This window comes from Nocardia flavorosea NBRC 108225 (assembly GCF_001613385.1).
GTDB lineage: Bacteria > Actinomycetota > Actinomycetes > Mycobacteriales > Mycobacteriaceae > Nocardia > Nocardia flavorosea.
This window is the reverse complement of record NZ_BDCG01000015.1, coordinates 314,464-338,602: the sequence shown is the minus strand read 5'-3', so window position 1 is coordinate 338,602 and position 24,139 is coordinate 314,464. Positions and strand designations below refer to the sequence as shown.

Here is a 24,139-nt window from a genome sequence, read left to right as displayed (position 1 = left end):
CACTGCCCGCCTCCTGTGAAGGATCCTTGAACGTGCCCGTCGCCCCGGACCCATATCCCGCCTTCGGCTCGTACGCTTGCCCACACCGTTTGGTAACCACGCAATGGTTGTCGGCAAACCTCGGCACCCCCGGTCTCAAGATCATCGAATGTAATGCCGATGTCCTCCTCTACGGCATCGGCCATGTTCCGGGCGCCGGCAAGCTCGACTGGCGCAGCGATCTCGACGACCCCGTGACCCGTGACTATATCGACGGTGAGCGATTCACCGAACTCATGTGCTCCCAGGGCATCGAACACGACGACACCATCGTGCTGTACGGCAACGACGGTAACTCGCACGCCGCGCACGCGCTGTGGGTTTTCACTATGTTCGGCCACGCCGACGTCCGGCTGCTCGACGGCGGCCGCGACGCCTGGATCGCCGAGGGGCGCGATACCGTCTTCGAAACCCCCGAGCCCGTCCGCAGCCACTATCCCCGGGTCCACCGCGATGACAACGCCGTGCGCGCGTTCCGGGAGGACGTCCTCGAACAGCTCGGCACCGCCCTCGTCGATGTCCGCTCACCACAGGAGTACGCGGGCTTCTCCGGCGACTCCGGCCCCGGTGGTCCCCTGCGCGGCGGACATATCCCGACCGCAGTCAACATCCCCTGGACCAGCGCCCTGGGCCCCGACGGCCGATTCCGGTCACGCGCCGACCTCGACGCGGTGTACGGCCACCTCACCACCGCCGACCCTCTCACCGTCTACAGCGGAGTCGGTGAACGCTCCAGCCATACCTGGTTCGTGCTGAAATACCTCCTCGGCTGCGATCCGGTCCGCAACTACGACGGGTCGTGGAGCGAATGGGGCAACTCGGTCCGCATGCCCATCGCCACTGGTGGCGGACAGTAGAGAGGCCCATACCACAGCCACTGTGATCTACCCCCCTACTACCCAGTAGGGCTATCCGAGTTCCCGCATTGTTGGCAGACTGCCTACACTCGCCCGGAGACATACATGTCGACCACGGGCGCGGAGCCCGCGTAGCGGATCCGAACCCACGGAAGCGGAGCCCACAAAGCGATCCGACCCATTTACGGACCGGCGGACCCCGATCCGCGGGAGCGGAGCCGAGGCGCGGCCCATCCCGCACAGCGACCAAAGAGATTGCAACAGGAGGCTCAGTGCCCAGCCATGCCAGCGCGCGGATCACGAAGGTACTCGTAGCTAACCGAGGCGAGATTGCGGTGCGCGTTATCCGGGCGGCCAAGGACGCCGGTCTCGGCAGTGTCGCGGTTTACGCAGAACCCGATGCCGACGCGCCCTTCGTCAAGCTCGCCGACGAAGCGTTCGCCCTGGGCGGGCAGACCTCGGCAGAATCGTATCTGGTCTTCGACAAGATCCTCGACGCCGCGGCCAAGTCCGGCGCGGATGCCATCCACCCCGGTTACGGCTTCCTCTCCGAGAACGCCGACTTCGCCCAGGCCGTCCTCGACGCCGGGCTGATCTGGATCGGGCCTTCCCCGCAGTCCATCCGCGACCTCGGCGACAAGGTCACCGCCCGCCATATCGCCGAGCGCGCGAACGCGCCGATGGCGGCGGGTACGAAAGATCCGGTCAAGGATGCGGCCGAGGTCGTCGAGTTCGCGAAGAAGTACGGCGTACCGGTCGCGATCAAGGCCGCGTTCGGTGGTGGCGGTCGCGGTATGAAGGTCGCGCACACCATCGAGGAGATCCCCGAACTGTTCGAATCGGCCACCCGTGAAGCGGTCGCCGCGTTCGGCCGCGGGGAATGCTTTGTCGAGCAGTACCTGGACAAGGCCCGCCACGTCGAGGCGCAGGTGATCGCCGATAAGCACGGCAATGTGATCGTCGCCGGTACCCGCGACTGCTCGCTGCAGCGTCGCTTCCAGAAACTGGTCGAAGAGGCCCCGGCCCCGTTCCTGACCGACGAGGTGCGCGCCGAGATCCACGCCTCCGCCAAGCGGATCTGCAAGGAAGCCGGTTACTACGGCGCCGGCACCGTGGAATACCTGGTGCAGGGCGATACCGTCTCGTTCCTCGAGGTCAACACCCGCCTGCAGGTCGAGCACCCGGTCACCGAGGAGACCTCCGGACTGGACCTTGTTCGCCAGCAGTTCCGGATCGCCAACGGCGAGAAGCTGGAGCTCACCGAGGACCCGGCCCCGCGTGGGCACTCCTTCGAATTCCGGATCAACGGCGAGGACGCCGGCCGCGGCTTCCTGCCCGCCCCCGGCCCCGTCACCGCGTACTCCGAGCCGACCGGCCCGGGTGTGCGCGTGGACTCCGGCGTGGTGGCCGGCAGCGTGATCGGCGGCCAATTCGATTCCATGCTGGCCAAGCTCATCGTCACCGGCGAGAACCGGGCCCAGGCGCTGGAGCGGGCGCGACGCGCGCTGGCCGAATTCCATGTGGACGGCCTGGCCACGGTGATCCCGTTCCACCGGGCGATCGTGGAGGATCCCGCCTTCGTCGGCAACGGCGAATCGTTCGACGTCTACACCAAGTGGATCGAGACCGAGTGGAAGAACACCGTCGAGCCGTTCACCGGCGGCGCCCCCGCCGAAGAGGACGACGAACCGCGGCAGAAGGTCGTAGTCGAGGTCGGCGGCCGCCGCGTCGAGGTATCGCTCCCGGGGCAGTTCTCGATCGGTTCGGGTGCCCCCGCGGCCGGCGGTGCGGTACGTAAGAAGCCGAAGCCGCGTAAGCGAGGCGGCGCGGGCGGCGGGGCCGCCTCCGGTGACGCTGTCACCGCGCCGATGCAGGGCACCGTCGTGAAGGTCGCCGTCGAGGAAGGTCAGTCGGTCGAGGCCGGCGATCTGATCGCGGTACTCGAGGCCATGAAGATGGAGAATCCGGTGAACGCGCACAAGTCCGGTGTGGTCACCGGCCTGAATGTGGCGGCCGGCGCTGCGATCACCCAGGGCACGGTGCTCGCCGAGATCAAGTAGGTCCAACGCGGCGGGGCTACCCCGCGGGTTTCACCGTGAACGAGTGAGCGACGGTACGCCGACAGCGGGGCCAACACTGGATGCACAGTGTCGCGGAGCGGGTGCGTGGTCGAGATCACGCACCCGCTCCGGCGTATGGTGACCTGGTGAGCGCAGCACTACCGACGGTCGCGGAGGTGATCCGCGGCCGTTTCGCATCCTCGCGCCGAGCCGACGGCCATCGACTGGTGCTCGTGATCGAGGGCGGCGGCAGCCGTGGCGTGTACTCCAGCGGGATGGTGCACGCCCTGGAGGATCTCGGGCTCGCCCGGATATTCGACGCCGTCTACGGGACCTCGGCGGGCGCCATCAATGCCGCCTGGCTACTGTGCGGACGAGCGGGTCGCGGGTTGCAGGCCTGGACCGACGCCGCGATCATGCGCCGGGCGATCGATCCGGCGCGGATGCTGCGCGGCCGGCCCGCGTTCGATCTGAACTATCTCGTCCACAAGGTCTACGACGGCCTGCACCCGATGGACTTCCCGGCGATCCTGGCGAACGAGACCACCTTCCATCCCATCGCCACCGATATCCAGACCGGTCTGCCGGTGGATCTGCACCCCTACATCGTGGACAAGACGACGTTGAAGACGGCGCTACGCGCGTCCTCGGGCCTGCCGCTGCTGGCGGGGCCACCGGTCGCACTGGGCGGACGCCGATACTTCGACGGCGGGCTCTCGGAAACCGTTCCGCTGCGCAGCGCCCTGAAGGCCGGCGCCACCCACGCGTTGATTCTGCGGACCCGCCGCGCGGACGAACACCGCCCACCCCCGCCACGACTGCACGACCTCGTCGGTGGCACCTATATGCGGTTCACCGCGCCCGGCGCCTACCGGGCATGGAAACAGCGTCCCGGCCAGCAGGCGCTCGAGGACGGGGTCATCGCCGGGATGGGCGCTGCCGCACATCAGATCCACCCGCCCGCCGGGTCACCGGATATCAGCAGCGTCGAAACCGACCCGGGGATACTCGCCCGCGGGATGGAAATCGGCCGCCGCGCCGTAGCCGACTTCGTCGCCGCGCTGAGCCCCGTCGCCGCCGAGCCCAGCTGACGGCCACCGTATCCCAGCAGCCGCCGGTGTGGTCCGGGCGAGCGTACGGACCACACGCCGTGGCCGTTGTGGCGCCGAATGCTCCGGCACCACCGGCCAGACCACCGCCGGACCCGGCACGCACCCATGTACTGACCGCACCCGGGCACCGCGTTCGCGCGCTCCGCCGTGCAGCTACCCACCGTCCGGCCACCCGCAGAGCAGCCATCCGCCGTGCAACCATCCGCCGTGCAACCATCCGCCGTGCAGCCACCCGCAGAGCAGCCACCCACCGAGCAACCACCCACCGAGCAACCACCCACCGTCCGGCCACCCGCAGAGCAGCCATCCGCCGTGCAACCATCCGCCGTGCAGCCACCCGCAGAGCAGCCACCCGCAGAGCAACCACCCACCGAGCAACCACCCACCGAGCAGCGATCCACCGTGCTGCTGTCAGTCGTGCAGCGATCCACCGTGCTGCTGTCAGTCGTGCAGGTTGCGGTTCCCCTCAGCGGCGCGACGCGCAGGGGACGTTGCTGTCGTGGCCGTTCGGACCGGCCCCGTCGCTTGTCCGGACGCCCCGGTCTCAGCGCTCCGGGAGCGGCGTGACCGCAACGCCCGGCCGACCCGGCTGACTTGATCGGACTCACTCAGCCGGCGGCCCGCGGCGTGAACCGGCTGCTGGGACGCTGTTCGAGGAGAATGCCCTCGTCGAACGGCGTTGCTGCCGGGTCCGATACGTGGTCAGTCGAAGCGGATGCCCTGGGCCAGCGGTAGCGCGCTGGAGTAGTTGATCGTGTTGGTCGCCCGGCGCATATACGCCTTCCACGCGTCCGAACCGGATTCGCGGCCACCACCGGTGTGTTTCTCGCCGCCGAAGGCACCGCCGATCTCCGCGCCCGAGGTGCCGATATTGACATTGGCGATACCGCAGTCCGATCCGTCGGCGGCCAGGAAACGTTCGGCCTCGCGCTGGTCGGTGGTGAATATCGCCGACGACAGCCCCTGCGGCACACCGTTGTGTAATGCGAGGGCGGTGTCGAAATCGTCGTAGGTGAGCACGTACAGGATCGGTGCGAAGGTTTCCTCGCGCACGATCTCGGTCTGATCCGGCATCCGGACGATCGCCGGATGTGCGTAGCGGGCCGCGGGACCGACCCCGTCGACCGTGACCTCGTGCCCGCCGCAGACCAGCTCGCCGCCGTCGCGGCGGGCCAGCTCTATCGCGTCGCGCATCCGTTCCCAGGCTTCGGGGCCGCTGAGCGGACCGACCTGTACGCCGGGTTCCAGCGGATTGCCGATACGCAACTGCTGGTAGGCGTCGGCGAGCCGGTTCAGGAGTTCCTCCGCGATACCGGTGTGCACGATCAGCCGGCGCAGGGTCGTACAGCGCTGGCCCGCAGTGCCGACCGCCGCGAAAACGATCCCGCGCACAGCCAGGTCCAGATCGGCCGAAGGGGTGACGACGGCCGCGTTGTTTCCGCCCAGCTCCAGCAGACAGCGGCCGAATCGGGCGGCGACCCGCGGTCCCACCCTACGGCCCATGGCAACCGAACCCGTGGCACTCACCAGCGCTACCCGTTCGTCGTCGACCAGTTGTGCCCCGGCCGCACCGGTGCCGAGTACGAGCTGATGGATTCGGGGGTCGGCCCCTGTGGCGCGGGCAGCCCGGCGCAACAGGGCATGACAGGCCAGTGCCGTCAACGGCGTCCGGTCCGACGGTTTCCACACCACCGTGTCGCCACAGACCAGGGCGACCGCGGTATTCCACGACCAGACCGCGACGGGGAAGTTGAACGCCGAGATCACTCCGGCGACGCCCAGCGGATGCCAGGTCTCCATGAGCCGGTGGCCGGGCCGTTCCGAGGCCATCGTGTAGCCGTAGAGCTGCCGGGACAACCCCACCGCGAATTCGCAGATATCGATCATCTCCTGGACTTCGCCCCGCGCTTCGGCCGGGATCTTCCCAACCTCGAGAGTGACCAGTTCGGCGAGTTCGTCCTGATGACGCCGCAGCAGAACGGCAAGTTCCCGGACCACCGCCGCGCGTTGCGGCGCCGGAACGGTACGCCAGTCGCGGAATGCCGCGGCGGACTCCCCGATCGCGGCATCGATCTCGGCGGGGCCGGCGGGTCGCAACCCGACGAGCACTTCGCCGGTGATCGGGCTGTGTACCGCCATCTCGCCGGTAGGGGGCGGTTCGACGCCCAGAGCATTCAGGAGGGCGGGTACCCGGTGGGCAAGCCGGACGGTTCGGGTCTCGCTGTCGATCTCGGTCATCGCGAACTCCTCGGGTTCGGCCGGACGAAATACGCTGTGCGAATGGCACGGCCGGAGAATGAACGTTCACAACTCCGGTTCCGGCGGTGTGTCCGCTACGTTAGCCTTCGCTGATGGCGGAAACACCGGCAAAACCGACCCTGGATGAGATCGATCGCCTGCTGATCCGGGAACTGATGGCCGACGGCCGGGCGACACTGTCCAATCTGGCCGAGAAGGCGAGCCTTTCGGTATCCGCCGTGCAGTCGCGAGTACGCAGGCTCGAGGCGCGCGGTGTGATCCGGGGCTACACGGCCGACGTGGATCCCGAGGCGCTGGGGCAGTTGCTGTCGGCATTCGTCGCGATCACTCCCCTCGACCCGTCTCAACCCGATGACGCGCCTGCGCTGCTGCAGCATGTGCCGGGTATCGAGGCCTGCCATTCGGTGGCGGGCGAGGAGAGTTACATGCTGTTGGTCCGGGTGGCCTCGCCGCGCCATCTGGAGCAGTTGCTGCAACAGATCCGGGCGACGGCCAATGTCCGCACCCGAAGCACCATCATCCTGCAGACGTTCTACGAGAAGTAGTTGATAACGTAACAAATCCTTCTTGTTATGGTTCCGTCAGGAAAATTTCCCGGCATATCGATTCGGGCTCCCGTACCGTCGAGATTGTGACCATCGAACTGGAACGATCCGGCTCCGGCGGTGACACCGACCGCATCCCCGCGACCCGCGTGCACGAGACGCTGTCGGCACATATGCTCGCCGACGGCTTCGATCTGGTACTGGACCTACCCGCTTCCTACGGCCGCCACCTGGTGGACGCCCGCGACGGCACCGACTACCTCGATATGTTCGGGTTCTTCGCCTCCAGCGCCCTCGGGATGAACCATCCGGCCGTCGCCGGGGACGCCGCCTTCCGGAACGAACTGATCACGGCCGCGGTCAACAAGCCGAGCAACTCCGATATCTACACCGTCGAGATGGCCCGGTTCGTGGACACCTTCGCCCGCGTACTCGGCGACCCCCGGCTCCCCCATCTGTTCTTCATCGACGGCGGTGCACTCGCCGTGGAGAACGCGCTCAAAACCGCGTTCGACTGGAAGAGCCGGCACAACCAACTACACGGCCGCACAGCACTGCCCGGCCGCGAGTCCGGTGTCCTGCACCTGACCGGCGCGTTCCACGGTCGCAGCGGATACACACTGTCGCTCACCAATACCGACCCGGTGAAGACCGAACGTTTCCCGACCTTCGACTGGCCGCGGATCGAAACCCCGTGGCTGGGCGGGCCCGGCGATATCGATCGTGCCGAACAGCATGCGCTGGAACAGGCCGCACGGGCCTTCGCCGAACGTCCGAACGGTATCGCCTGCTTCCTGGCCGAACCCATCCAGGGCGAAGGCGGCGACCGGCATATGCGGCCGCAGTTCCTGCAGGCCATGCAGCGGTTGTGCCACGCCAACGATGCGCTGTTCATCCTCGACGAGGTGCAAACCGGGGCCGGTGCGACCGGAACCGCCTGGGCCTACCAGCAATTGGGGCTACAGCCCGATGTGGTCGCGTTCGGGAAGAAAACCCAGGTATGCGGCATCATGGCCGGCGGCCGGGTAGACGAGGTGAGCGATAATGTCTTCACCGTCTCGTCCCGGCTCAACTCCACCTGGGGCGGCAACCTGGCCGATATGGTCCGGGCCGGGCGGATCCTCGAGGTCGTCGAACGCGACGGGCTGATCGAACGCGCCGCGGCGCTCGGCGAACATCTCCGAACGCTGTTGCGTGAACTCGCTCAGCGGCATCCGGCGCTCACCCAGCCCCGGGGCCGGGGATTGATATGCGCGATAACCCTGCCCGATCCCGGTTTCCGCGATGCGGTGCTCACTCGTTTGCGCGAACAGGAACACGTGCTGATGGTCGGGACCGGAGCGCACGGTATCCGCTTCCGGCCACCCCTGACCGTGGAGCCCGCGGAGTTGGAAGCGGCGGTCGCCGCACTGGACAGGGTCCTGCGGGACCTGGCCTGAACAGTCCAGTCGGCCGATACCGGTCGTGGTCGTGCCCGCCCTGCCTGCCACCGCGACACCCGCGGGCCGGTCTCCCGAAGTCCCGGCACCGGACCGGAGGCCGGCTCGACCCCGGTCGGCGGTGACGACTTCCACGAACCGGGTCGGTAAGAGTCGCGGCGATCAGCTCGCCGGGCCGCCGGTCGGCTCGGTCCGTAAACCGAATGCGTCCTCCACGAACCGATACACCGCACCCAGCCCGGCCTCCAGGGCAGCATCGTGGCCGGGCCTGGACCAGCCGGATATACGCGCGCTACCACCCGATCCCGGCGCAACCACGATCTCCGCGACCAATTCCGCGGTGACCGGATCGCATACGGCCCAGGAAAAATTCGACTCGTCCGCCCATTGAGCACTCCGCGTCGACACGTACTCAGGATCCGTTATCCCGCCCTCCCGCAACGCGGGCCGATCATCTATCCGTTCGTCGGCCCGCAACGCACGCAGGTACCACGCTCCCGCATTGATCTCGATCGGCTCCATCCACCCACCCTGGCACAGGGTCCGCGCCGTCGCGCCGGGCCCTCGACAGCACTCCGGCGCAAGGCACGCCGACACCGGATCGGCACACCGGACCGGCAGGGCGGTATGAGCGCTCGGTGCCGCCGGTCACTCTGTGCGGGGTCGGGGGCCACCATTAGGGTCGGAGTACAGTCCGGGCGCCGTAGGTCGCGGACCACCGCGCCACCGCTGGATCCGCGGCGCGACGGTGACAGGAAGGATGGGCATGGCTGGGCAGCGACTGGGCCCCTACCGGCTCGAGCGGCTGCTCGGGCAGGGCGGTATGGGCCAGGTGTGGCTGGCGCACGCCGATCCCGTAGGTGGACGGCCGGGGCGGAAGGTCGCGCTGAAATTGCTGCCTGCCGAACTCGCGGCGGACCCGACCTATCGGAGCCGGTTCGAGCGGGAAGCGGAACTCGCCGCCCGCCTGGACGACCGGCATCTGGTATCGATCCACGCGCACGGTGAGCTGGACGGCCGGCTGTTCATCGAGATGGAATACGTCGAAGGTGAGGATCTGTCCCGGATCCTGCACCGGGGCGCGCTGCCGCCGGAGCGGGCCGTCGATATCGTCAACCAGACAGCGGCCGCGCTGGATGCCGCGCACCGGGCCGGTTTGGTGCACCGGGATGTGAAACCGTCCAATATCGTCGTCCGGCGCGACGGCGTGGTGTACCTGATCGATTTCGGTATCGCACACGGCGCCGGCAGTACGGCGCTGACCGCATCGGGTCTGGCGGTGGGCACCTGGGCGTATATGGCGCCGGAACGGTTCACCGGCGACACCGACGCCCGGGCGGATATCTATTCGCTGGGCTGTGTGCTGTTCGAATGCCTCGCCGGTATCCGGCCGTTCGGCGATACCGATCCGGCGCGGCAGATGCACGACCATCTCACCAGCGCCCCGCCCAGTGTGCGGGCGCTGGTACCGGGTATCCCCGACCGGCTGGACGCGGTGATCGCCCGTGCTCTGGCCAAACAGCCCGGGGACCGCTTCGCAACGGCCGGGGACTTCGCACGAGCCGCCGCGGCGGCGCTGGGCCGACCGGGTCCGTCGGCCGCTCCCGCGCCTGCCGAACACCCCGGCCTCCATCGCTATGAACTCGACCCGGGCCCGGCGGGCACCCGCCGGTACGAAGCACCGGACCAGCCGGCCACCCGCCGATACGAGACCGCGGCGCCTGCGGGCCCGCCGGCCCCGGGCACCCGCCGGTACGAGCCCGGCGCGGAACCGGCGGGCACCCGGCGGTACGAGGCGGCCGCACCGCCCGCGGGCACCCGTCCCTACACCGGTCTCGCCGCGGCCGGTGCCGCGCACGGGGCGGCCGGACCCGGCCATCCGCCGACCCGGGCGTACACCCGGCTGGAAACCGGGTACGCCCCCGGCGCAGCACCGCGCGGTGGCGATATAGCCCATGCGGGAGTCCGGCCGGTCGCGCCGGCCCGCCCGGCACCTCGCTCTTCTGCACCGCCCGCGCGGCGTACCCCGCGAGCCCGGCAGGCTGCCCGGCCCCGGCGACGGAAGAGCCGCTTGCGCAGGCTGATGCTGTGGTCGATCGTGCTGGTGGTGATCCCGCTGCTCCTGATCGGCGGGTGTATGGCAGCGCTGGTGCAGGGCGTCGGATCGATCGAATTCTTTTCCGGTGACGACCGGCCCACCGCATCCGCGGGTACCGAGGTCCGCGACGGCAGCTTCGAGTTCGTTGTGCGGAACGTGGAAACCGATGTGCCCACCATCGGTTTCGACCGCGCCCAGGGCATGTTCGTGGTGGTGAGTTTCACCGTCCGCAATATCGCGCCCGAGCCGAAGACCTACACCCCTCTGGGTCAGGAACTGCACGATACCGCCGGTGGCAAGTTCGGCCCGGACGTGACGGCCACGGCGCAGCGCGCTGCCACCGCCGCCGCCCCGCGCACGCTGCAACCGGGAGAGTCGCTGGGTACACATCTGGTGTACGAAGTTCCGGCCGGATCGGTGCCGGCGAGTATGACCTTCCGTGATTTCCCGTTCTCGCTCGGCACCTCGGTCGCGGTGGGCTGAGAACCCGGCGGGGCCGGGAAAACTACGGCAGCCGTAAGGTCCGGGCCGCGGGGGTGCCGCCGGTGCCACATCGCTACGCCAGAACGATTCGGTCGCGGTGTCGGGGGTCGGCGTCAAGATCGCGTAATCTGGACATCGGCGCGGCATCCAGGCCGAGCAGTCGGGCAGTCTCTCTGGTTTGCCGCTCCGGGCCCACCAGCACCCGTACACGCGCCGGTGGTTCGACCGCCCGGTCTGCCGGTACTGCCCGTCCCGCCGGGGTGAGCGGTCCGTCGGCCGGCGAATGCGCCGTCTTCGCGCCGCGGTGGCATCGTGGGAGCTCAACTCGAGTGTGCGAACACCAGGCACCGTCGCAGCACAGAAACACCGAACTGTCACCGGTCGCCGACTCCGATCCGGCGTCGGCTCCCGGCCCGTCGTGCCCCCGCGAGCAGGAGGTGATCGAGGAATGACAGATATTCTGATCCGTGCCGTGCCCGGCGCAATAGTCGACGAGATAGACCGGCAGGCTCGTGCGCTCGGGATATCCCGAACGGCGTTCCTCCGACGCCGGCTCGACCGGGAATTCCGGCCGGTCGGTGGGGTGAGCACCGCGGACCTGGTTCGCCTGGCCGAACTGATCCGTGATTTCGGCACACCCGATATCACCGACGAGGATCCCGAACTGGTCGACGGCAGCCTGCCCTGACGACCGTGGCGGCCACCGGCAACTGTCGGTGGCCGGGTGCAGACTGGAATCCATGACCGAGTTCTCCGCCGCCACCCAGCAGTGGTTCGACGGTGCGTTCCCCGCGCCCACGGACGCACAGCTGGGTGCGTGGCGGGCTATCGCGGCCGGTGAGCACACCCTGGTGATCGCGCCCACCGGCTCCGGTAAAACCCTCTCGGCGTTCCTGTGGGCCATCGACGAACTCGCCCGGGCCGATCCGCCGGTGGCCGGAACGTCCGTGCTCTACATCTCACCGTTGAAGGCCCTCGCGGTGGATGTGGAACGTAATCTGCGGGCGCCGCTGGTGGGGGTACGCCAGACAGCACGCCGGCTCGGGCTGCCGGCGCCGGAGATCAGCGTGGGCGTCCGCTCCGGGGACACCCCGGCGCAGGAACGGCGGCGATTGCAGCGCACACCCCCGAACATCCTGATCACCACCCCGGAATCGCTGTTCCTGATGCTCACCTCGGCGGCTCGGGAAACGTTGCGCGGGGTCCGGACGGTGATCGTGGACGAGGTGCACGCCATCGCCGGGTCCAAACGCGGTTCGCATCTGGCGCTCTCGCTGGCCCGGCTGGATACCCTCACCGAACGGCCCGTCCAGCGGATCGGGTTGTCCGCGACGGTGCGCCCGCCGGCGGAAGTGGGCAAATTCCTGGTGGGGCCGGCGCCCATCACCATCGTTTCGCCGCCCGCGCCGAAGACCTTCGATCTGTCGGTACGGGTGCCGGTCGCGGATATGACCGAACCGGGCGATTCCGAGCAGCCCGGTTCACTGTGGCCGCATGTGGACGAGTCGATCGTCGAGCTCGTTCTCGCCCATCGGTCGTCGATCGTGTTCGCGAACTCCCGTCGCCTGGCCGAACGGCTCACTGCCCGATTGAACGAAACCTATGCGGGGCAGCTCGGGGAGGGTCCGGAAACCGCCCATGCCCCGCCCGCTCAGCTCGGTCCCTCCACCGAGGTCACCCACGGCGCCGAACCGCTACTCGCCCGCGCGCATCACGGGTCGGTGAGCAAGGAGCAACGGGCCCTCATCGAGGACGATCTGAAAAGTGGCCGGCTGCGCTGTGTAGTGGCCACCAGCAGCCTCGAACTCGGTATCGATATGGGTGCGGTGGACCTGGTGGTGCAGGTCGAGGCACCCCTCTCGGTGGCCAGTGGGTTACAGCGGATCGGCCGCGCCGGGCATCAGGTGGGCGAGATCTCGCGCGGGGTGCTGTTCCCGAAACACCGCACCGATGTGATGCACTGCGCGGTGGCGGCCCAGCGGATGCTGGCCGGGCAGATCGAGGAACTGAAGATACCCGCGCATCCGCTGGATATCCTCGCGCAGCAGACAGTGGCGGCCTGCGCCCTGGAACCACTGGAGGTCGACACCTGGTTCGATACCGTCCGCAGCACCGGAAGCTATGCGGCACTGCCGCGGTCGTCCTACGAAGCCGTGCTGGACCTGCTGGCCGGGCGCTACCCTTCCGACGAGTTCGCCGAGTTGCGCCCGCGGCTGGTCTGGGATCGCGACGCCGGCACCCTCACCGGACGCCCCGGCGCCCAGCGGCTGGCGGTGACCTCCGGCGGCGCCATCCCCGACCGCGGTATGTTCGCGGTCTACATGGTGGGTGAGAAAGCCTCCCGGGTGGGCGAACTCGACGAGGAGATGGTCTACGAATCACGCGTCGGCGATGTGTTCGCGCTCGGCGCCACCAGCTGGCGGATCGAGGACATCACCTACGACCGCGTCCTGGTCACCCCGGCCTTCGGTCATCCCGGCCGGTTACCGTTCTGGCACGGTGATTCGCTGGGGCGCCCGGCCGAACTCGGCGCCGCGCTGGGCGAATTCGTCCGCAAGGCCGGTTCGGATACCGCGTCCGGGGATTTCGCCGCGCGAACGGCCGCCGCCGGGCTCGACGACAACGCCGTCGGTAATCTGCGTGCACTACTGGACGATCAGCGCACCGCCACCGGCCGGCTCCCCACCGATCGCACCCTGGTGGTGGAACGATTCCGCGACGAACTCGGCGACTGGCGGCTGATCCTGCACTCCCCCTACGGTATGCCGGTGCACGCGGCGTGGGCGCTGGCGGTCGGTGCCCGGCTGCGCGAACGGTTCGGGGTGGACGCATCGCCCAATGCCTCCGACGACGGTATCGTCGTGCGGCTGCCCGATACCACCGACGAACCCCCGGGCGCGGAGCTGTTCGTCTTCGAACCGGACGAGATCGACGAAATCGTGACCGAGCAGGTGGGCGGTTCGGCCCTGTTCGCCTCCCGGTTCCGTGAATGTTCCGCTCGCGCACTGCTACTGCCCCGCCGGGATCCCGGTAAGCGGGCGCCACTGTGGCAGCAGCGGCAGCGGTCGGCCCAATTACTCGATGTCGCACGCAAATTCCCGGATTTCCCGATCCTGCTCGAGACAGTGCGGGAATGCCTGCGCGATGTCTACGATCTGCCCGCGCTACGGGATCTGCTGGGCCGGGTGGCGCGGCGGCAGATCCGGCTGGTCGAAGTCGAAACCGCCACACCGTCGCCGTTCGCCAACGCACTGCTCTTCGACTACATCGGCCAGTTCATGTACGACGGCGACAGCCCGCTCGCCGAACGCCGCGCGGCCGCACTGTCCCTGGATTCGGGCCTGCTGGCCGAACTACTGGGCCGGGTCGAACTGCGCGAACTGCTCGACAGCGAGATCATCGCGCAGACCGAGCAGGAACTGCAGCGGCTGACCCCGGAACGCAAGGCACGCGATGCGGAGGGTCTCGCGGACCTGCTACGCCTGCTCGGGCCGCTCACGGCGGACGAGGCCCGGCAGCGCTGCCGGGAAGACCCGGCGGGCTGGTTCGCCGAACTCTCCGGTGCCCGCCGTGCACTGGAGGTGAGTTATGCGGGCCGGACCTGGTGGACCGCGATCGAGGACGCCGCCCGGCTCCGCGACGCACTGGGTGTTCCGCTGCCGATCGGCACCCCCGCGGCCTTCATCGAACCGGTACCCGATCCCCTGGGCGATCTGGTCGCCCGCTTCGCCCGCACCCACGGCCCCTTCGGAACGGAAGCAGTCGCGCGGAGATTCGGACTGGGGACAGCGGTGGTCACCTCGGTACTGCATCAACTGGTCGCCGAGAAACGGGTGGTGGAAGGCGAGTTCACGCCCGAGACGGCGGGGTCGGAATGGTGTGATTCCCAGGTCCTGCGCAGGCTACGCCGCCGTAGCCTGGCTGCCGCCCGGCACGAGATCGAACCGGTCTCCACCGCCGCCCTGGCACGTTTCCTGCCCGATTGGCAGCACATCGGCAGCGGGGAACTGCGCGGTATCGACGGAGTCGCCGCGGTGGTCGACCAGCTCACCGGGGTTCCGGTACCGGCTTCGGCGTGGGAGTCGCTGGTACTGCCCGCGCGCGTCCGCGACTACACGGCCGGGATGCTCGACGAACTCATGGCCACCGGTGAGGTCCGGTGGTCCGGGCACGGAGTGATCAACGCCAAAGACGGCTGGATCGCCCTGCACCCGGCCGACCGGGCTCCGCTGACCCTGGCGCCCCCGGACGAACTCGAACTCGACGATCTCCACCTCACCCTGCTCACCGTGCTGGGCGCAGAGCCCACCGCCTGGACGGCGTCGCCCGGCGGTTCGGCCGCGGGCCGCGATAGGAAGGGCGAGCGCGAACAGCGGTCCTCGGCGGATTCGGCCACAAGACGCGATACTGCGGGCGGGGGGCTCGAGCCGTGGTTACCCGCGGCGGGTTCTACCGCGGGACACACTCCGGCCGGCGGACAGGCCCGGCCGACCTCATCGACCACCGGATCTGCTACAGGTCGCGCTCCGGCCGACGGACAGGCCGACCCGGCCTCGGGGTATTCCCCGGGACGCGCTCCCGCCGGTGGCCGGATCGAACCGGCCTCGCCGACTGCGGGATCTACCGCGGAACGGGGTACAGCCGGTGGCCGGATCGAACCGGGCCGGAGTGCACCCCTCGTGGCTCTGCGCGGTGGTGGCGGTGCTTACTTCTTCCGTCAACTCGCCGATGCGACCGGTGTTCTCGACGACACCCGGGTCGCGGCGGCACTGTGGGACCTGGTGTGGGCGGGGTTGATCTCCGGTGATACCTTCGCCCCCGTGCGTGCCCGCCTGTCCGGGGCGACCCGGACACCCGCCGCGCACCGCACTCCCCGGCGCGCGCCACGGGGGCGCGCCTATCTGCCGAGGCCGGCCATGCCGACCCGGTCGGGCCCACCCACCGTGGCCGGTCGGTGGTCGCTCCTGCCCGAACGTGCCCTCGACAATACGGTCCGCGCGCACGCCACCGCAGATTTGCTGCTGGAACGCTACGGCGTGGTGACCAAGGGCGCGGTGCAGAACGAAGGAATGCCCGGCGGGTTCGCGCTCGCCTACCGCGTACTCAGCGAATTCGAGGACCGCGGCCGCTGTCGGCGCGGCTACTTCGTGGACTCTCTCGGTGGCGCCCAGTTCTCCACCACCGATGTGGTGGACCGATTGCGCTCCTTCGAGGGCGACCGGCGCTCGGCCGCCCCGGCACTGGTACTCGCGGCCTGCGATCCGGCCAACCCGTACGGTGCCGCCCTCGCCTGGCCGAAGACCGCCGGCGGGGCCGGCCACCGCCCGGGCCGCAAGGCAGGTGCACTGGTCGTACTGGTCGACGGCGAACTCGTGTTGTATCTGGAGCGCGGTGGCCGGACCCTGCTCACCTGCACCGAGGACCCGGCCGCACGGCATGCCGCCGCCACCGCGCTGGCCGAGCTGGTGCGTTCGGGGCAGGTGGATTCCCTGGTCATCGACCGGGTCGACGGCGAATCGGTGCACGGCAACACCTTTGCCGGCTTCCTCACCGAAGCCGGTTTCAGCGATACCCCGCGCGGCCTGCGCCTGCGCGGACGACGGTGACCGGCTCGGGGCGTCCGGCCCCTGCCTCCGGGCACGCGCCGGTACGGGCCCGGGCAGAAGGTGATGTGGCGCGCCGCACGACATCCTGCCGGAACGAGTACCCGATGACCTCACCCGGTGAGGACACGGTGGTCCGGCCGCCTCCCGTTGCTGCGGGCGCACGCCGGCCGGTACCGGACAACCGTTCGCACGGTGCCCGAGTGTTGCGTGCTCCCCCCGCCGACGCCCGGGAACACCGGCCGGTGCCGGTGGTCCGTTCCCACAGGACGTGGTATTTCGCTCGAGCCGCGGCCGCTGGAACCGTCCGCGACGTGGAGGAGGACTATGCCGGAAGGTGATGTGGTGTTCCTGGCCGCCGGTCGGCTGCGGGCGGCATTGGCGGGCGAAACGCTCACCCGTAGCGATTTCCGGGTCCCGCGATACGCCACCGTCGATCTGCGCGGACAGGTCGTGGACAGCGTGGCCAGTTACGGGAAACACCTGTTCGTCCGGACCGAGACGGTCAGCATCCACACCCACCTGAAAATGGAGGGCAGCTGGCGGGTGTTCCACTGCGGCCAGCGCTGGACCAAGCCCCGGGTCACCGCCCGGCTCGTGCTCGGCACCGAAGAGGTGGAGGCGGTGGGGTTCGATCTGGGGCTGGTGGAGGTGCTGCGGCGTGCCGACGAGCACACCGCGATCGATCATCTCGGACCCGACCTGCTGGGCCCCGGCTGGGATCCGGCCGTGGCCGTCGACAGGCTGGCCCGGCAGCCGGACCTACCGATCGGACTGGCGCTACTGGATCAGCGCAACCTCGCCGGAATCGGCAACATATACCGCAGCGAGGTCTGTTACCTGCGCAAGGTGCATCCGGCCCGGCCGGTGGCCGAGGTCGGCGATCTACTCGCCCTCGTCAACGAAGCGCAGCGTGTCCTGTATCGGGCGGCCCATCAGCCGCCGTGGCGGCCGCTGGTCTACGGGCGGGCACGCCGCCCTTGTCAGCGGTGCGGTACCGCTATCCGGGTCGATCTGCTCGGGGAGTCGGCGCCACGCGGTGATCAGGTGAGCCGCCGGGAACGCGGAATCTACTACTGTCCGAAATGCCAGGTCATACCGGAATGAGCACGTAATCTGTCGCATATCGGCCGTTGCCACTTCTGTGACGGTCGCCATGGGCGTGGTAATGATCGGCATCTTCGCGACGACACACGGGTACCGCACCGGAAGCAGGTCCCATGTACACCCGAGCCCTCCACCTGGCCGCCTTCGCCGGCAAATTGTTGTCGGCGATATTGGCTATCGTGGCGACCGCGGTGTTCTGCTATTTCCTGCTCCACCCGGCCCCGGCCCCCTCGGGCACCACTCCCACACCACTCGGCCCCGCCATCACCACAGCTCCTGCGGACAGCCCCCCTGTGGCCCACTGACCAACCACCACGCGCCCCCGTCGGCAGTCTGTCCGCGGCCGATCGAGGCACGGGCCGGCGTGGCAGAGAGCCCGGCAAACGTGAGATCTCCGGGACAGCAGGCGCTGGTCGTTCCCCAGGCTGCGGGCGGACCTGACCTCGTATTGCCGCGAGCAGTCGCCTGCACCCACGCCATCCGCAGTAGCTGCCGCCCGTGGTCCACGCGGTCCATCGAAACCGGGCGGCAACTGTCAGAGGGGCGCCGCCGCGGGAGATGGTGCCGCGGCGGCGGAACACGACCGCCTGCTGCGGTCGGCCTGGGTATCACGCTGGTCCGTAACCCGGCCACATTCACGTGCGGTCAACCGCGGTGAAGCCGGGCGCCTGGTGTCGGGCCGGCAGCACTGAGCGGAGATCTCTCCCCCGTGTCAGACGTAGAACGGCAGACGTAGAACTGACAGGTCGCGCGCCACCGTGGATTTGCGGGGCACGATCCGCGTCAGCGTTCGACCGGCACCGGTTCCAAGATCTCCGGCCGGGGTTCGGGAGCGGCGATCCGTAGCGCGTCGGCGGAGGCATCGTCGGGCTGTGTCTGCGAACGGATCTCGGCGTCCACCCGAGCCAGGTAGGTCCGGACCTCCCGGCCGGTGTCGGCCTCGTCCCAGCCGAGTACCCCGGCCATCAGCTCCGCCACTTCCTCGGCGCAGTCGGCGCCGCGATGCGGGTACTCGATGGAGATGCGGGTGCGGCGGGCGAGCACATCGTCGAGATGCAGAGCGCCCTCCGCGGCCGCCGCGTACACGACTTCCACCTTCAGGTAGGACGGCGCGGCCGTGATCGGCTGCCGTAGTTCCGGGCGGTCCGCTGCGAGCGCCATGACCTCGTCGATCAGCGAGCCGTAGCGGTCCAGCAGATGTTTCACCCGATAGGGATGCAGCCCGTACTCGTCGGCCAGTTGCACCGTCTGATTGACCAGCGCGAAATACCCGTCGGCGCCGAGCAACGGAACTTTCTCGGTGATCGAGGGCGATACCCGGGCGGGAATATCCTGTGCGGCCTCGTCCACCGCGTCGTAGGCCATCACCCGGTAGGTGGTGTATTTCCCGCCGGCAATCGCGACCAGTCCCGGTGCGATCCGGGCGACCGCATGCTCGCGCGACAGTTTCGACGTGTCGTCGTTCTCACCGGCCAGCAGCGGTCGCAGACCGGCATACACACCGTCGATATCGTCGTGGGCCAGCGGGGTGACCAGCACCTGGTTCACCCGGTCGAGCAGGTAGTCGATATCGGCCTTGGTGGCGGCCGGATGGGCCAGATCCAGATTCCAATCGGTATCGGTGGTGCCGACGATCCAGTGCGCGCCCCACGGGATGACGAACAGTACCGAGGTCGCGGTACGCAGGATGATCGCGGCATCGCTGACGATCCGGTCCCGCGGGACCACGATATGCACGCCCTTCGATGCCCGGACATGGAACCGGCCGCGTTGCTGCGACAGCGCCTGCACCTCATCGGTCCACACCCCGGCCGCATTGATCACCACATGGCCGCGGACCTCGGCGCTGCGCCCGTCCTCGCTGTCGCGTACCCGGACCCCGACCACCCGATCCGCCTCGCGCAGGAACCCGACGACCTGGGTCGAGGTGCGGATCACCGCCCCGTAGTGGGCCGCGGTCCGGGCCACCGTCATGGTGTGCCGGGCATCGTCGACGACGGTGTCGTAGTAGCCGATCCCGCCGATCAGCGAATTACGGCGCAGCCCCGGTGCCAGCCGAAGTGCACCGTGCCGGGACAGATGTCGCTGCCCGGGAACCGATTTCGCGCCCCCCATGGTGTCGTAGAGAAACAGTCCCGCGGCCACGTACGGACGTTCCCAGACCCGGCGCGTCAGCGGATACAGGAAGCGCAGCGGTTTCACCAGATGCGGTGCGAGCCGCGCCATGGACAGTTCGCGCTCTTTCAGCGCCTCCCGCACCAGCCCGAATTCCAGCTGTTCCAGATACCGCAGGCCGCCGTGGAACATTTTCGAGGAGCGGCTGGAGGTACCCGACGCCAGATCCCGCGCTTCGACCAGCGCCACCCGCAGCCCGCGCGTCGCCGCGTCCAGCGCGATACCGGCTCCGACGACCCCGCCGCCCACCACGATCACATCGAAGTGGTCCTTGCCGAGCCGGTCCCAGGCCGTGCGCCGCTGGTCCGGTCCTAGTAACTGTGATCCCGGCTGAATGGTCATGGGTTTCGACTCCTGGAGCGTTCGACGAGGTCGGCTGTGGTTCCGTGAGTTCGCCCTACAGCCTAAGCGCACACGCGCGAGGATCGGGCGCAGCGAGACACCCGTCACCGACATGCCCGGTTACGCTAGCCTCCTGCCATGCGCTATGTGGCCGCCATCGACCAGGGCACGACCTCGAGCAGATGCATTCTCTTCGACCGTTCGGGGCAGATCGCGGGCGTGGCCCAGCGGGAACACGATCAGCTGTTCCCGAAGCCCGGCTGGGTGGAGCACGATCCGGAAACGCTCTGGCGCAATACCGAATTCGTGCTCGGCGCGGCGCTGGAAAAAGCCGAGGTCCGGGCAGCGGATATCGCGGCGGTCGGTGTCACCAATCAGCGCGAGACCACGGTGGTGTGGGAACGCGAAACGGGCCGGCCGATCCACAACGCCATCGTCTGGCAGGACACCCGCACCGACCGGCTGTGCACCGAACTCGCCGGCGCTCAGGGCGCCGACCGCTATGCCGACCGCACCGGGTTACCACTGTCGACCTACTTCTCCGGTCCGAAGGTGCGCTGGATCCTCGATACCGTGCCCGGCGCCAGGCAACGGGCCGAGTCCGGGGAGTTGTGCTTCGGCACCGTGGACAGCTGGGTGCTGTGGAATCTGACCGGCCGGCACATCACCGATGTCACCAACGCATCCCGAACGCTGCTGATGGATCTGCGGACTCTGCAGTGGGACAGCGAGATCTGCGCAGAGATCGGCGTGCCGACCTCGATGCTCCCGGAGATCCGCAGTTCCTCGGAGATCTACGCGGAGATCACCTCGGGTCCGCTGGCCGGGATACCGGTCGCCGGAATCCTCGGCGACCAGCAGGCCGCGACGTTCGGCCAGGCGTGCCTGTCTCCCGGCGAGGCCAAGAATACCTACGGCACCGGAAACTTCATGCTGCTGAACACCGGCACCACACCGGTGTTCAGCGAACACGGCCTGCTCACCACCGTCTGCTACCGGCTCGGTGAGCAGCCGCCGGTGTACGCCCTGGAGGGGTCGATCGCTGTCACCGGTGCACTCGTGCAGTGGTTCCGCGACAACCTCGGCATCATCGACGCCGCGCCGGAGATCGAGGATCTGGCCCGCACCGTGGACGACAACGGCGGCGCCTATATCGTGCCCGCCTTCTCCGGGCTGTTCGCCCCGCGCTGGCGCCCTGATGCCCGCGGTGTCATCGCGGGCCTCACCCGATTCGTCACCAAGGCGCATCTGGCGCGGGCGATTCTCGAATCGACCGCGTTCCAGACCCGCGAGGTGATGGACGCGATGCGCGCGGATGCCGAAGCCAACGAATTGAACCTGGAATCGGTCGCGCTCAAGGTCGACGGTGGGATGGTCGCCAACGATCTGCTCATGCAGTTCCAGGCCGATATCCTCGACCTTCCGGTGGTACGCCCGCTGGTCAACGAGACCACTGCCCTGGGCGCCGCGTACGCCGCGGGCCTGGCGGTAGGTTACTGGTCGGGTACCGACGATATCCGTGCCAACTGGACCGCCGAAGCCACCTGGAATCCGGCGATGCCGGCCGCCGAACGCGAGTCCCGGCTGCGCGACTGGAACAAGGCCGTGGAACGCACCTACAACTGGGCGGACTGACCGGCCGCCGCGACCGGCTCCACCGCCCGTGCCAGCCGGGCCACGGCCTCTGCGAGGACTTCGGGCGCGGCGGTGGTGAAACACATCCGCATGGCATGCGGGTACGGGGTGGCGACCGCGAACGCCTGCCCCGGAACGAAGGCGACGCCGGCGTCGAGCGCGCGGGGCAGTAGTTCGCGGGTGTCGGTGCCGTCGGTGAACTCCGCCCACACGAACATGCCGCCGGCGGCGGAACTGCAGCGCAGGCGATCACCGAACTGATCGGCCACGGCGCCCACCAGCGCGGTGGCGCGGGCGGCATAGACCGTGCGCACGGTATCGATATGACTGTCGAGCCACCCGGTGTCGGCCAGGAGTTCGGTGACGATCTGCTGGGTCAGTGCGGAACCGCACAGGTCGGCGCCCTGTTTCAGCAGCTCGACCGCCCGGCAGACCCGTTCCGGGGCGACCATCCAGCCGACCCGCAGGGTCGGGGCCAGGATCTTGGAGGCCGAGGACAACCGGATCACCGCCGACGAATACGTCGCGACCGGTTCCGGTGCGGGACGATCGAACCACAGCTCCCCGTACGGATCGTCCTCGATCACCCAGAACCGGTGTTTCTCGGCCAGGGCGGCCAGCGCCCGGCGCCGGCGGGGGCTCATGGTGACACTGCCCGGATTGTGGAAGTTGCTCACCGTGTGCACGACCGCGGGCCGCTGCCCGGCGGCGATCAGTTCTTCGAGCAGGTCGACCCGCATACCCTCGTTGTCCAGCGGCACCGCGACGATCCGGGCGCGGGCGGCACGGAACACCTGGAGCGCGCCGACATAGGCCGGATCCTCGACCACAACCAGTGCGCCGGGATCCAGCAGCACCTCCGCGAGCAGCGATAACGCCTGCTGGGAACCGTGGGTGACGAACACTTCGCCGATCCCGACCGTCCGGCCCGATCGCGCGGACTCCCGTTCGGCGAGTACATCGCGCAGCGGCCCCCAGCCCGGCGACTCGGTGTACTGGAGCACGGCGGGATTGCGCAGCGCCGATTCTGCCGCGGCCGCGATCCGCGGACCGGGCATGAGCGCGGCGTCGGGCAGACCACCGGCGAGGCTGATGACATCCGCCGCGGCGGTGAGTTTCAGCAGATCGCGAATGGCGGAACTGGTCAGGCCTGCCAGTTTTCCGGCCAGTGGCACAGTTTCTTCATCGGGCATGGGAGCCTCCGGGTATCGCCTGGTCGATACCCAATCATCCCATGAAAACCAAAATATGAAACTGTCATCTCAGATCGTGGGATCAGCGGCGGTCCTCGATAATCCACAACAACGTCTTACCGTCGCGCTCCACCGTGGTTACCGTCTGCTTGTACACAGTCGTCACGCCGTTCGGCCGGCGTTCGGTGAGATCCACATCGAACGTATTCGCCGTCCGCTCGGTGATCCGCACACAATGCTGCGTACCGGCCGGGATCTGCTCGTCGATCCCGGCTTGGATGGTCTCGGCGGAGGAAATGGCCGGCGAATCCACAGCCACGAACTCCCGCGCAGCACTACCGCTGCGCTGGACGTAGAAGGCGTGCTGGAATCCGAGTACGGCGTCCGGCCCGCTCGTCGTATCGCCCGCACCGTTCCCCACCGTGACCGCGCCGTCCTGCGTGGCCGGGCAACTCAACCCCTCGATCGCCTCCGCGGTGGGCCCGGTGCCCCCTTCGCCGCCACCACCCCGGACCACGACGATCGCCACGCCGACCGCGATGAACGCAACGATCACCGCCGCCACCGCGACAATGGTGCCGACGGGCAGCTCGCGACGCGGTTTCTCGGCCAGTGCGCTCGTCACCGACTGGGGCGTGAGTTTCTGTGCGATCGGGTCGCTGTCCCAGGACAGGCCGCCCGAACGCGGCCGCACGGGCTCATCTCCGCGATCGCCCGGTTCGGAACCGGGCCAGCGCAGATCCGCGGCATCGTGCCGGACTGTCGCCTGTTCCGACTCGGGTACCCGATCGGCACCCGGTCGGCGCTGAGGCGCTGGATCCGCGGGCAGGGAATGACGCACTGTCGCGTCATCGGCACCCCCCGGCCGTGGACGTGTCACCGGCGCGGAATCACCGGTCGCCGGGTAGGCCGGTGTGGAACTGTCCGGCGCACGGTACTGCGGCGGCGGCGCAGGAACCGTCGGCGGCCCCGGTGCCGTGCCCGGGGCGCCGTCGGCCGGCCGCCAAGCCAGCTCCGAGTTCTCCGCGCCTGCCGGTTGCCAGCCCTGCACCGGTAGGTCGCCGGTCGGCGGGCCGAACTCCGACACCGGGGGCCCGAACTCCGATACCGGCGGCCCGAAATCACCCGTGGGCGGACCGAAATCCGCCCGGTCGGATTCGCGCCCTTTATCTTCGCCCTCGCCGGTCACGGC

17 protein-coding genes are annotated in these 24,139 nt (G+C 68.8%); 11 read left to right on the top strand and 6 right to left on the bottom strand.

Annotated features, from left to right (window positions below):
• The first annotated feature begins 32 nt into the window (after window positions 1-32).
• The 3 genes from NFL01S_RS19775 to NFL01S_RS19765 all read left to right on the top strand — a co-directional run bounded on the left by NFL01S_RS19775 (window position 33) and on the right by NFL01S_RS19765 (window position 4,047).
• Window positions 33-896, top strand: coding sequence for a sulfurtransferase (locus NFL01S_RS19775; protein ID WP_062977369.1), 864 nt, complete (start codon window positions 33-35; stop codon window positions 894-896).
• A gap of 272 nt (window positions 897-1,168) precedes the next feature.
• On the top strand, window positions 1,169-2,956 hold the full coding sequence (locus NFL01S_RS19770) for an acetyl/propionyl/methylcrotonyl-CoA carboxylase subunit alpha (protein ID WP_062977368.1): 1,788 nt from the start codon (window positions 1,169-1,171) through the stop codon (window positions 2,954-2,956).
• Between the two features lie 146 nt (window positions 2,957-3,102).
• Window positions 3,103-4,047 (top strand): patatin-like phospholipase family protein, encoded by a 945-nt coding sequence (locus NFL01S_RS19765; protein ID WP_062977579.1) that lies wholly within the window; start codon window positions 3,103-3,105, stop codon window positions 4,045-4,047.
• Here NFL01S_RS19765 and NFL01S_RS37665 read toward each other — a convergent pair.
• Together NFL01S_RS37665 and amaB are read right to left on the bottom strand one after the other, a co-directional pair.
• Entirely contained in the window at window positions 3,935-4,513 is a 579-nt protein-coding gene (locus NFL01S_RS37665) for a histone H1-like repetitive region-containing protein (RefSeq protein ID WP_084492928.1), read from the bottom strand. The genes NFL01S_RS19765 and NFL01S_RS37665 overlap by 113 nt on opposite strands.
• Before the next feature lie 257 nt (window positions 4,514-4,770).
• Window positions 4,771-6,306, bottom strand: coding sequence for an L-piperidine-6-carboxylate dehydrogenase (amaB, locus tag NFL01S_RS19755; RefSeq protein ID WP_084492926.1), 1,536 nt, complete (start codon window positions 6,304-6,306; stop codon window positions 4,771-4,773).
• A gap of 113 nt (window positions 6,307-6,419) precedes the next feature.
• Between amaB and NFL01S_RS19750 the strand changes: the two genes are divergently transcribed.
• Together NFL01S_RS19750 and lat are read left to right on the top strand one after the other, a co-directional pair.
• Entirely contained in the window at window positions 6,420-6,872 is a 453-nt protein-coding gene (locus NFL01S_RS19750) for an Lrp/AsnC family transcriptional regulator (RefSeq protein WP_062977365.1), read from the top strand.
• 86 nt (window positions 6,873-6,958) lie between these two features.
• Window positions 6,959-8,311, top strand: a complete 1,353-nt coding sequence (gene lat, locus NFL01S_RS19745; RefSeq protein ID WP_062977363.1) for an L-lysine 6-transaminase — start codon at window positions 6,959-6,961, stop codon at window positions 8,309-8,311.
• 162 nt (window positions 8,312-8,473) lie between these two features.
• Here the strand turns inward: lat and NFL01S_RS19740 are convergent, their stop codons facing one another.
• A complete protein-coding gene (locus NFL01S_RS19740; RefSeq protein WP_062977362.1) occupies window positions 8,474-8,833 on the bottom strand; it encodes a hypothetical protein in 360 nt (119 codons plus the stop codon).
• A gap of 244 nt (window positions 8,834-9,077) precedes the next feature.
• Between NFL01S_RS19740 and NFL01S_RS19735 the strand changes: the two genes are divergently transcribed.
• From NFL01S_RS19735 to NFL01S_RS19715, 5 genes are all read left to right on the top strand, one after another.
• Window positions 9,078-10,892, top strand: a complete 1,815-nt coding sequence (locus NFL01S_RS19735; protein WP_168433893.1) for a serine/threonine-protein kinase — start codon at window positions 9,078-9,080, stop codon at window positions 10,890-10,892.
• Between the two features lie 448 nt (window positions 10,893-11,340).
• Window positions 11,341-11,580, top strand: a complete 240-nt coding sequence (gene vapB / locus NFL01S_RS35625) for a type II toxin-antitoxin system VapB family antitoxin (RefSeq protein ID WP_157116713.1) — start codon at window positions 11,341-11,343, stop codon at window positions 11,578-11,580.
• 52 nt (window positions 11,581-11,632) lie between these two features.
• Window positions 11,633-16,498, top strand: a complete 4,866-nt coding sequence (locus NFL01S_RS19725) for an ATP-dependent helicase (protein WP_168433894.1) — start codon at window positions 11,633-11,635, stop codon at window positions 16,496-16,498.
• Between the two features lie 324 nt (window positions 16,499-16,822).
• Window positions 16,823-17,602 (top strand): DNA-formamidopyrimidine glycosylase family protein, encoded by a 780-nt coding sequence (locus NFL01S_RS19720; RefSeq protein ID WP_062977359.1) that lies wholly within the window; start codon window positions 16,823-16,825, stop codon window positions 17,600-17,602.
• Window positions 17,603-17,715: 113 nt separating this feature from the next.
• Window positions 17,716-17,907: a hypothetical protein gene (locus tag NFL01S_RS19715; protein ID WP_062977357.1), complete on the top strand. Its 192-nt coding sequence runs from the start codon at window positions 17,716-17,718 to the stop codon at window positions 17,905-17,907.
• Window positions 17,908-18,385: 478 nt separating this feature from the next.
• On the opposite strand, the gene glpD is transcribed toward NFL01S_RS19715, so the two are convergent.
• Entirely contained in the window at window positions 18,386-20,119 is a 1,734-nt protein-coding gene (gene glpD, locus NFL01S_RS19710) for a glycerol-3-phosphate dehydrogenase (protein WP_062977355.1), read from the bottom strand.
• Window positions 20,120-20,257: 138 nt separating this feature from the next.
• Here glpD and glpK point away from each other — a divergent pair, with 138 nt between their 5' ends.
• Window positions 20,258-21,754: a glycerol kinase GlpK gene (gene glpK / locus NFL01S_RS19705; RefSeq protein ID WP_062977353.1), complete on the top strand. Its 1,497-nt coding sequence runs from the start codon at window positions 20,258-20,260 to the stop codon at window positions 21,752-21,754.
• On the opposite strand, the gene NFL01S_RS19700 is transcribed toward glpK, so the two are convergent.
• Together NFL01S_RS19700 and NFL01S_RS19695 are read right to left on the bottom strand one after the other, a co-directional pair.
• Window positions 21,736-22,947 (bottom strand): aminotransferase-like domain-containing protein, encoded by a 1,212-nt coding sequence (locus NFL01S_RS19700; RefSeq protein ID WP_062977351.1) that lies wholly within the window; start codon window positions 22,945-22,947, stop codon window positions 21,736-21,738. The genes glpK and NFL01S_RS19700 overlap by 19 nt on opposite strands.
• An 82-nt stretch (window positions 22,948-23,029) precedes the next feature.
• Window positions 23,030-24,136, bottom strand: coding sequence for a DUF8176 domain-containing protein (locus NFL01S_RS19695; RefSeq protein ID WP_062977349.1), 1,107 nt, complete (start codon window positions 24,134-24,136; stop codon window positions 23,030-23,032).
• Between the last annotated feature and the right edge of the window lie 3 nt (window positions 24,137-24,139).

Excerpts from the sequence above, each read along its gene's own strand:
- amaB (WP_084492926.1), bottom strand. The coding sequence starts at position 6,306 with ATGACCGAGATCGACAGCGAGACCCGAACCGTCCGGCTTGCCCACCGG.
- NFL01S_RS19750 (WP_062977365.1), top strand. The coding sequence starts at position 6,420 with ATGGCGGAAACACCGGCAAAACCGACCCTGGATGAGATCGATCGCCTG.
- NFL01S_RS19740 (WP_062977362.1), bottom strand. The coding sequence starts at position 8,833 with ATGGAGCCGATCGAGATCAATGCGGGAGCGTGGTACCTGCGTGCGTTG.
- NFL01S_RS19735 (WP_168433893.1), top strand. The coding sequence starts at position 9,078 with ATGGCTGGGCAGCGACTGGGCCCCTACCGGCTCGAGCGGCTGCTCGGG.
- vapB (WP_157116713.1), top strand. The coding sequence starts at position 11,341 with ATGACAGATATTCTGATCCGTGCCGTGCCCGGCGCAATAGTCGACGAG.
- NFL01S_RS19725 (WP_168433894.1), top strand. The coding sequence starts at position 11,633 with ATGACCGAGTTCTCCGCCGCCACCCAGCAGTGGTTCGACGGTGCGTTC.
- NFL01S_RS19720 (WP_062977359.1), top strand. The coding sequence starts at position 16,823 with ATGCCGGAAGGTGATGTGGTGTTCCTGGCCGCCGGTCGGCTGCGGGCG.
- NFL01S_RS19715 (WP_062977357.1), top strand. The coding sequence starts at position 17,716 with ATGTACACCCGAGCCCTCCACCTGGCCGCCTTCGCCGGCAAATTGTTG.
- glpD (WP_062977355.1), bottom strand. The coding sequence starts at position 20,119 with ATGACCATTCAGCCGGGATCACAGTTACTAGGACCGGACCAGCGGCGC.
- glpK (WP_062977353.1), top strand. The coding sequence starts at position 20,258 with ATGCGCTATGTGGCCGCCATCGACCAGGGCACGACCTCGAGCAGATGC.
- NFL01S_RS19700 (WP_062977351.1), bottom strand. The coding sequence starts at position 22,947 with ATGCCCGATGAAGAAACTGTGCCACTGGCCGGAAAACTGGCAGGCCTG.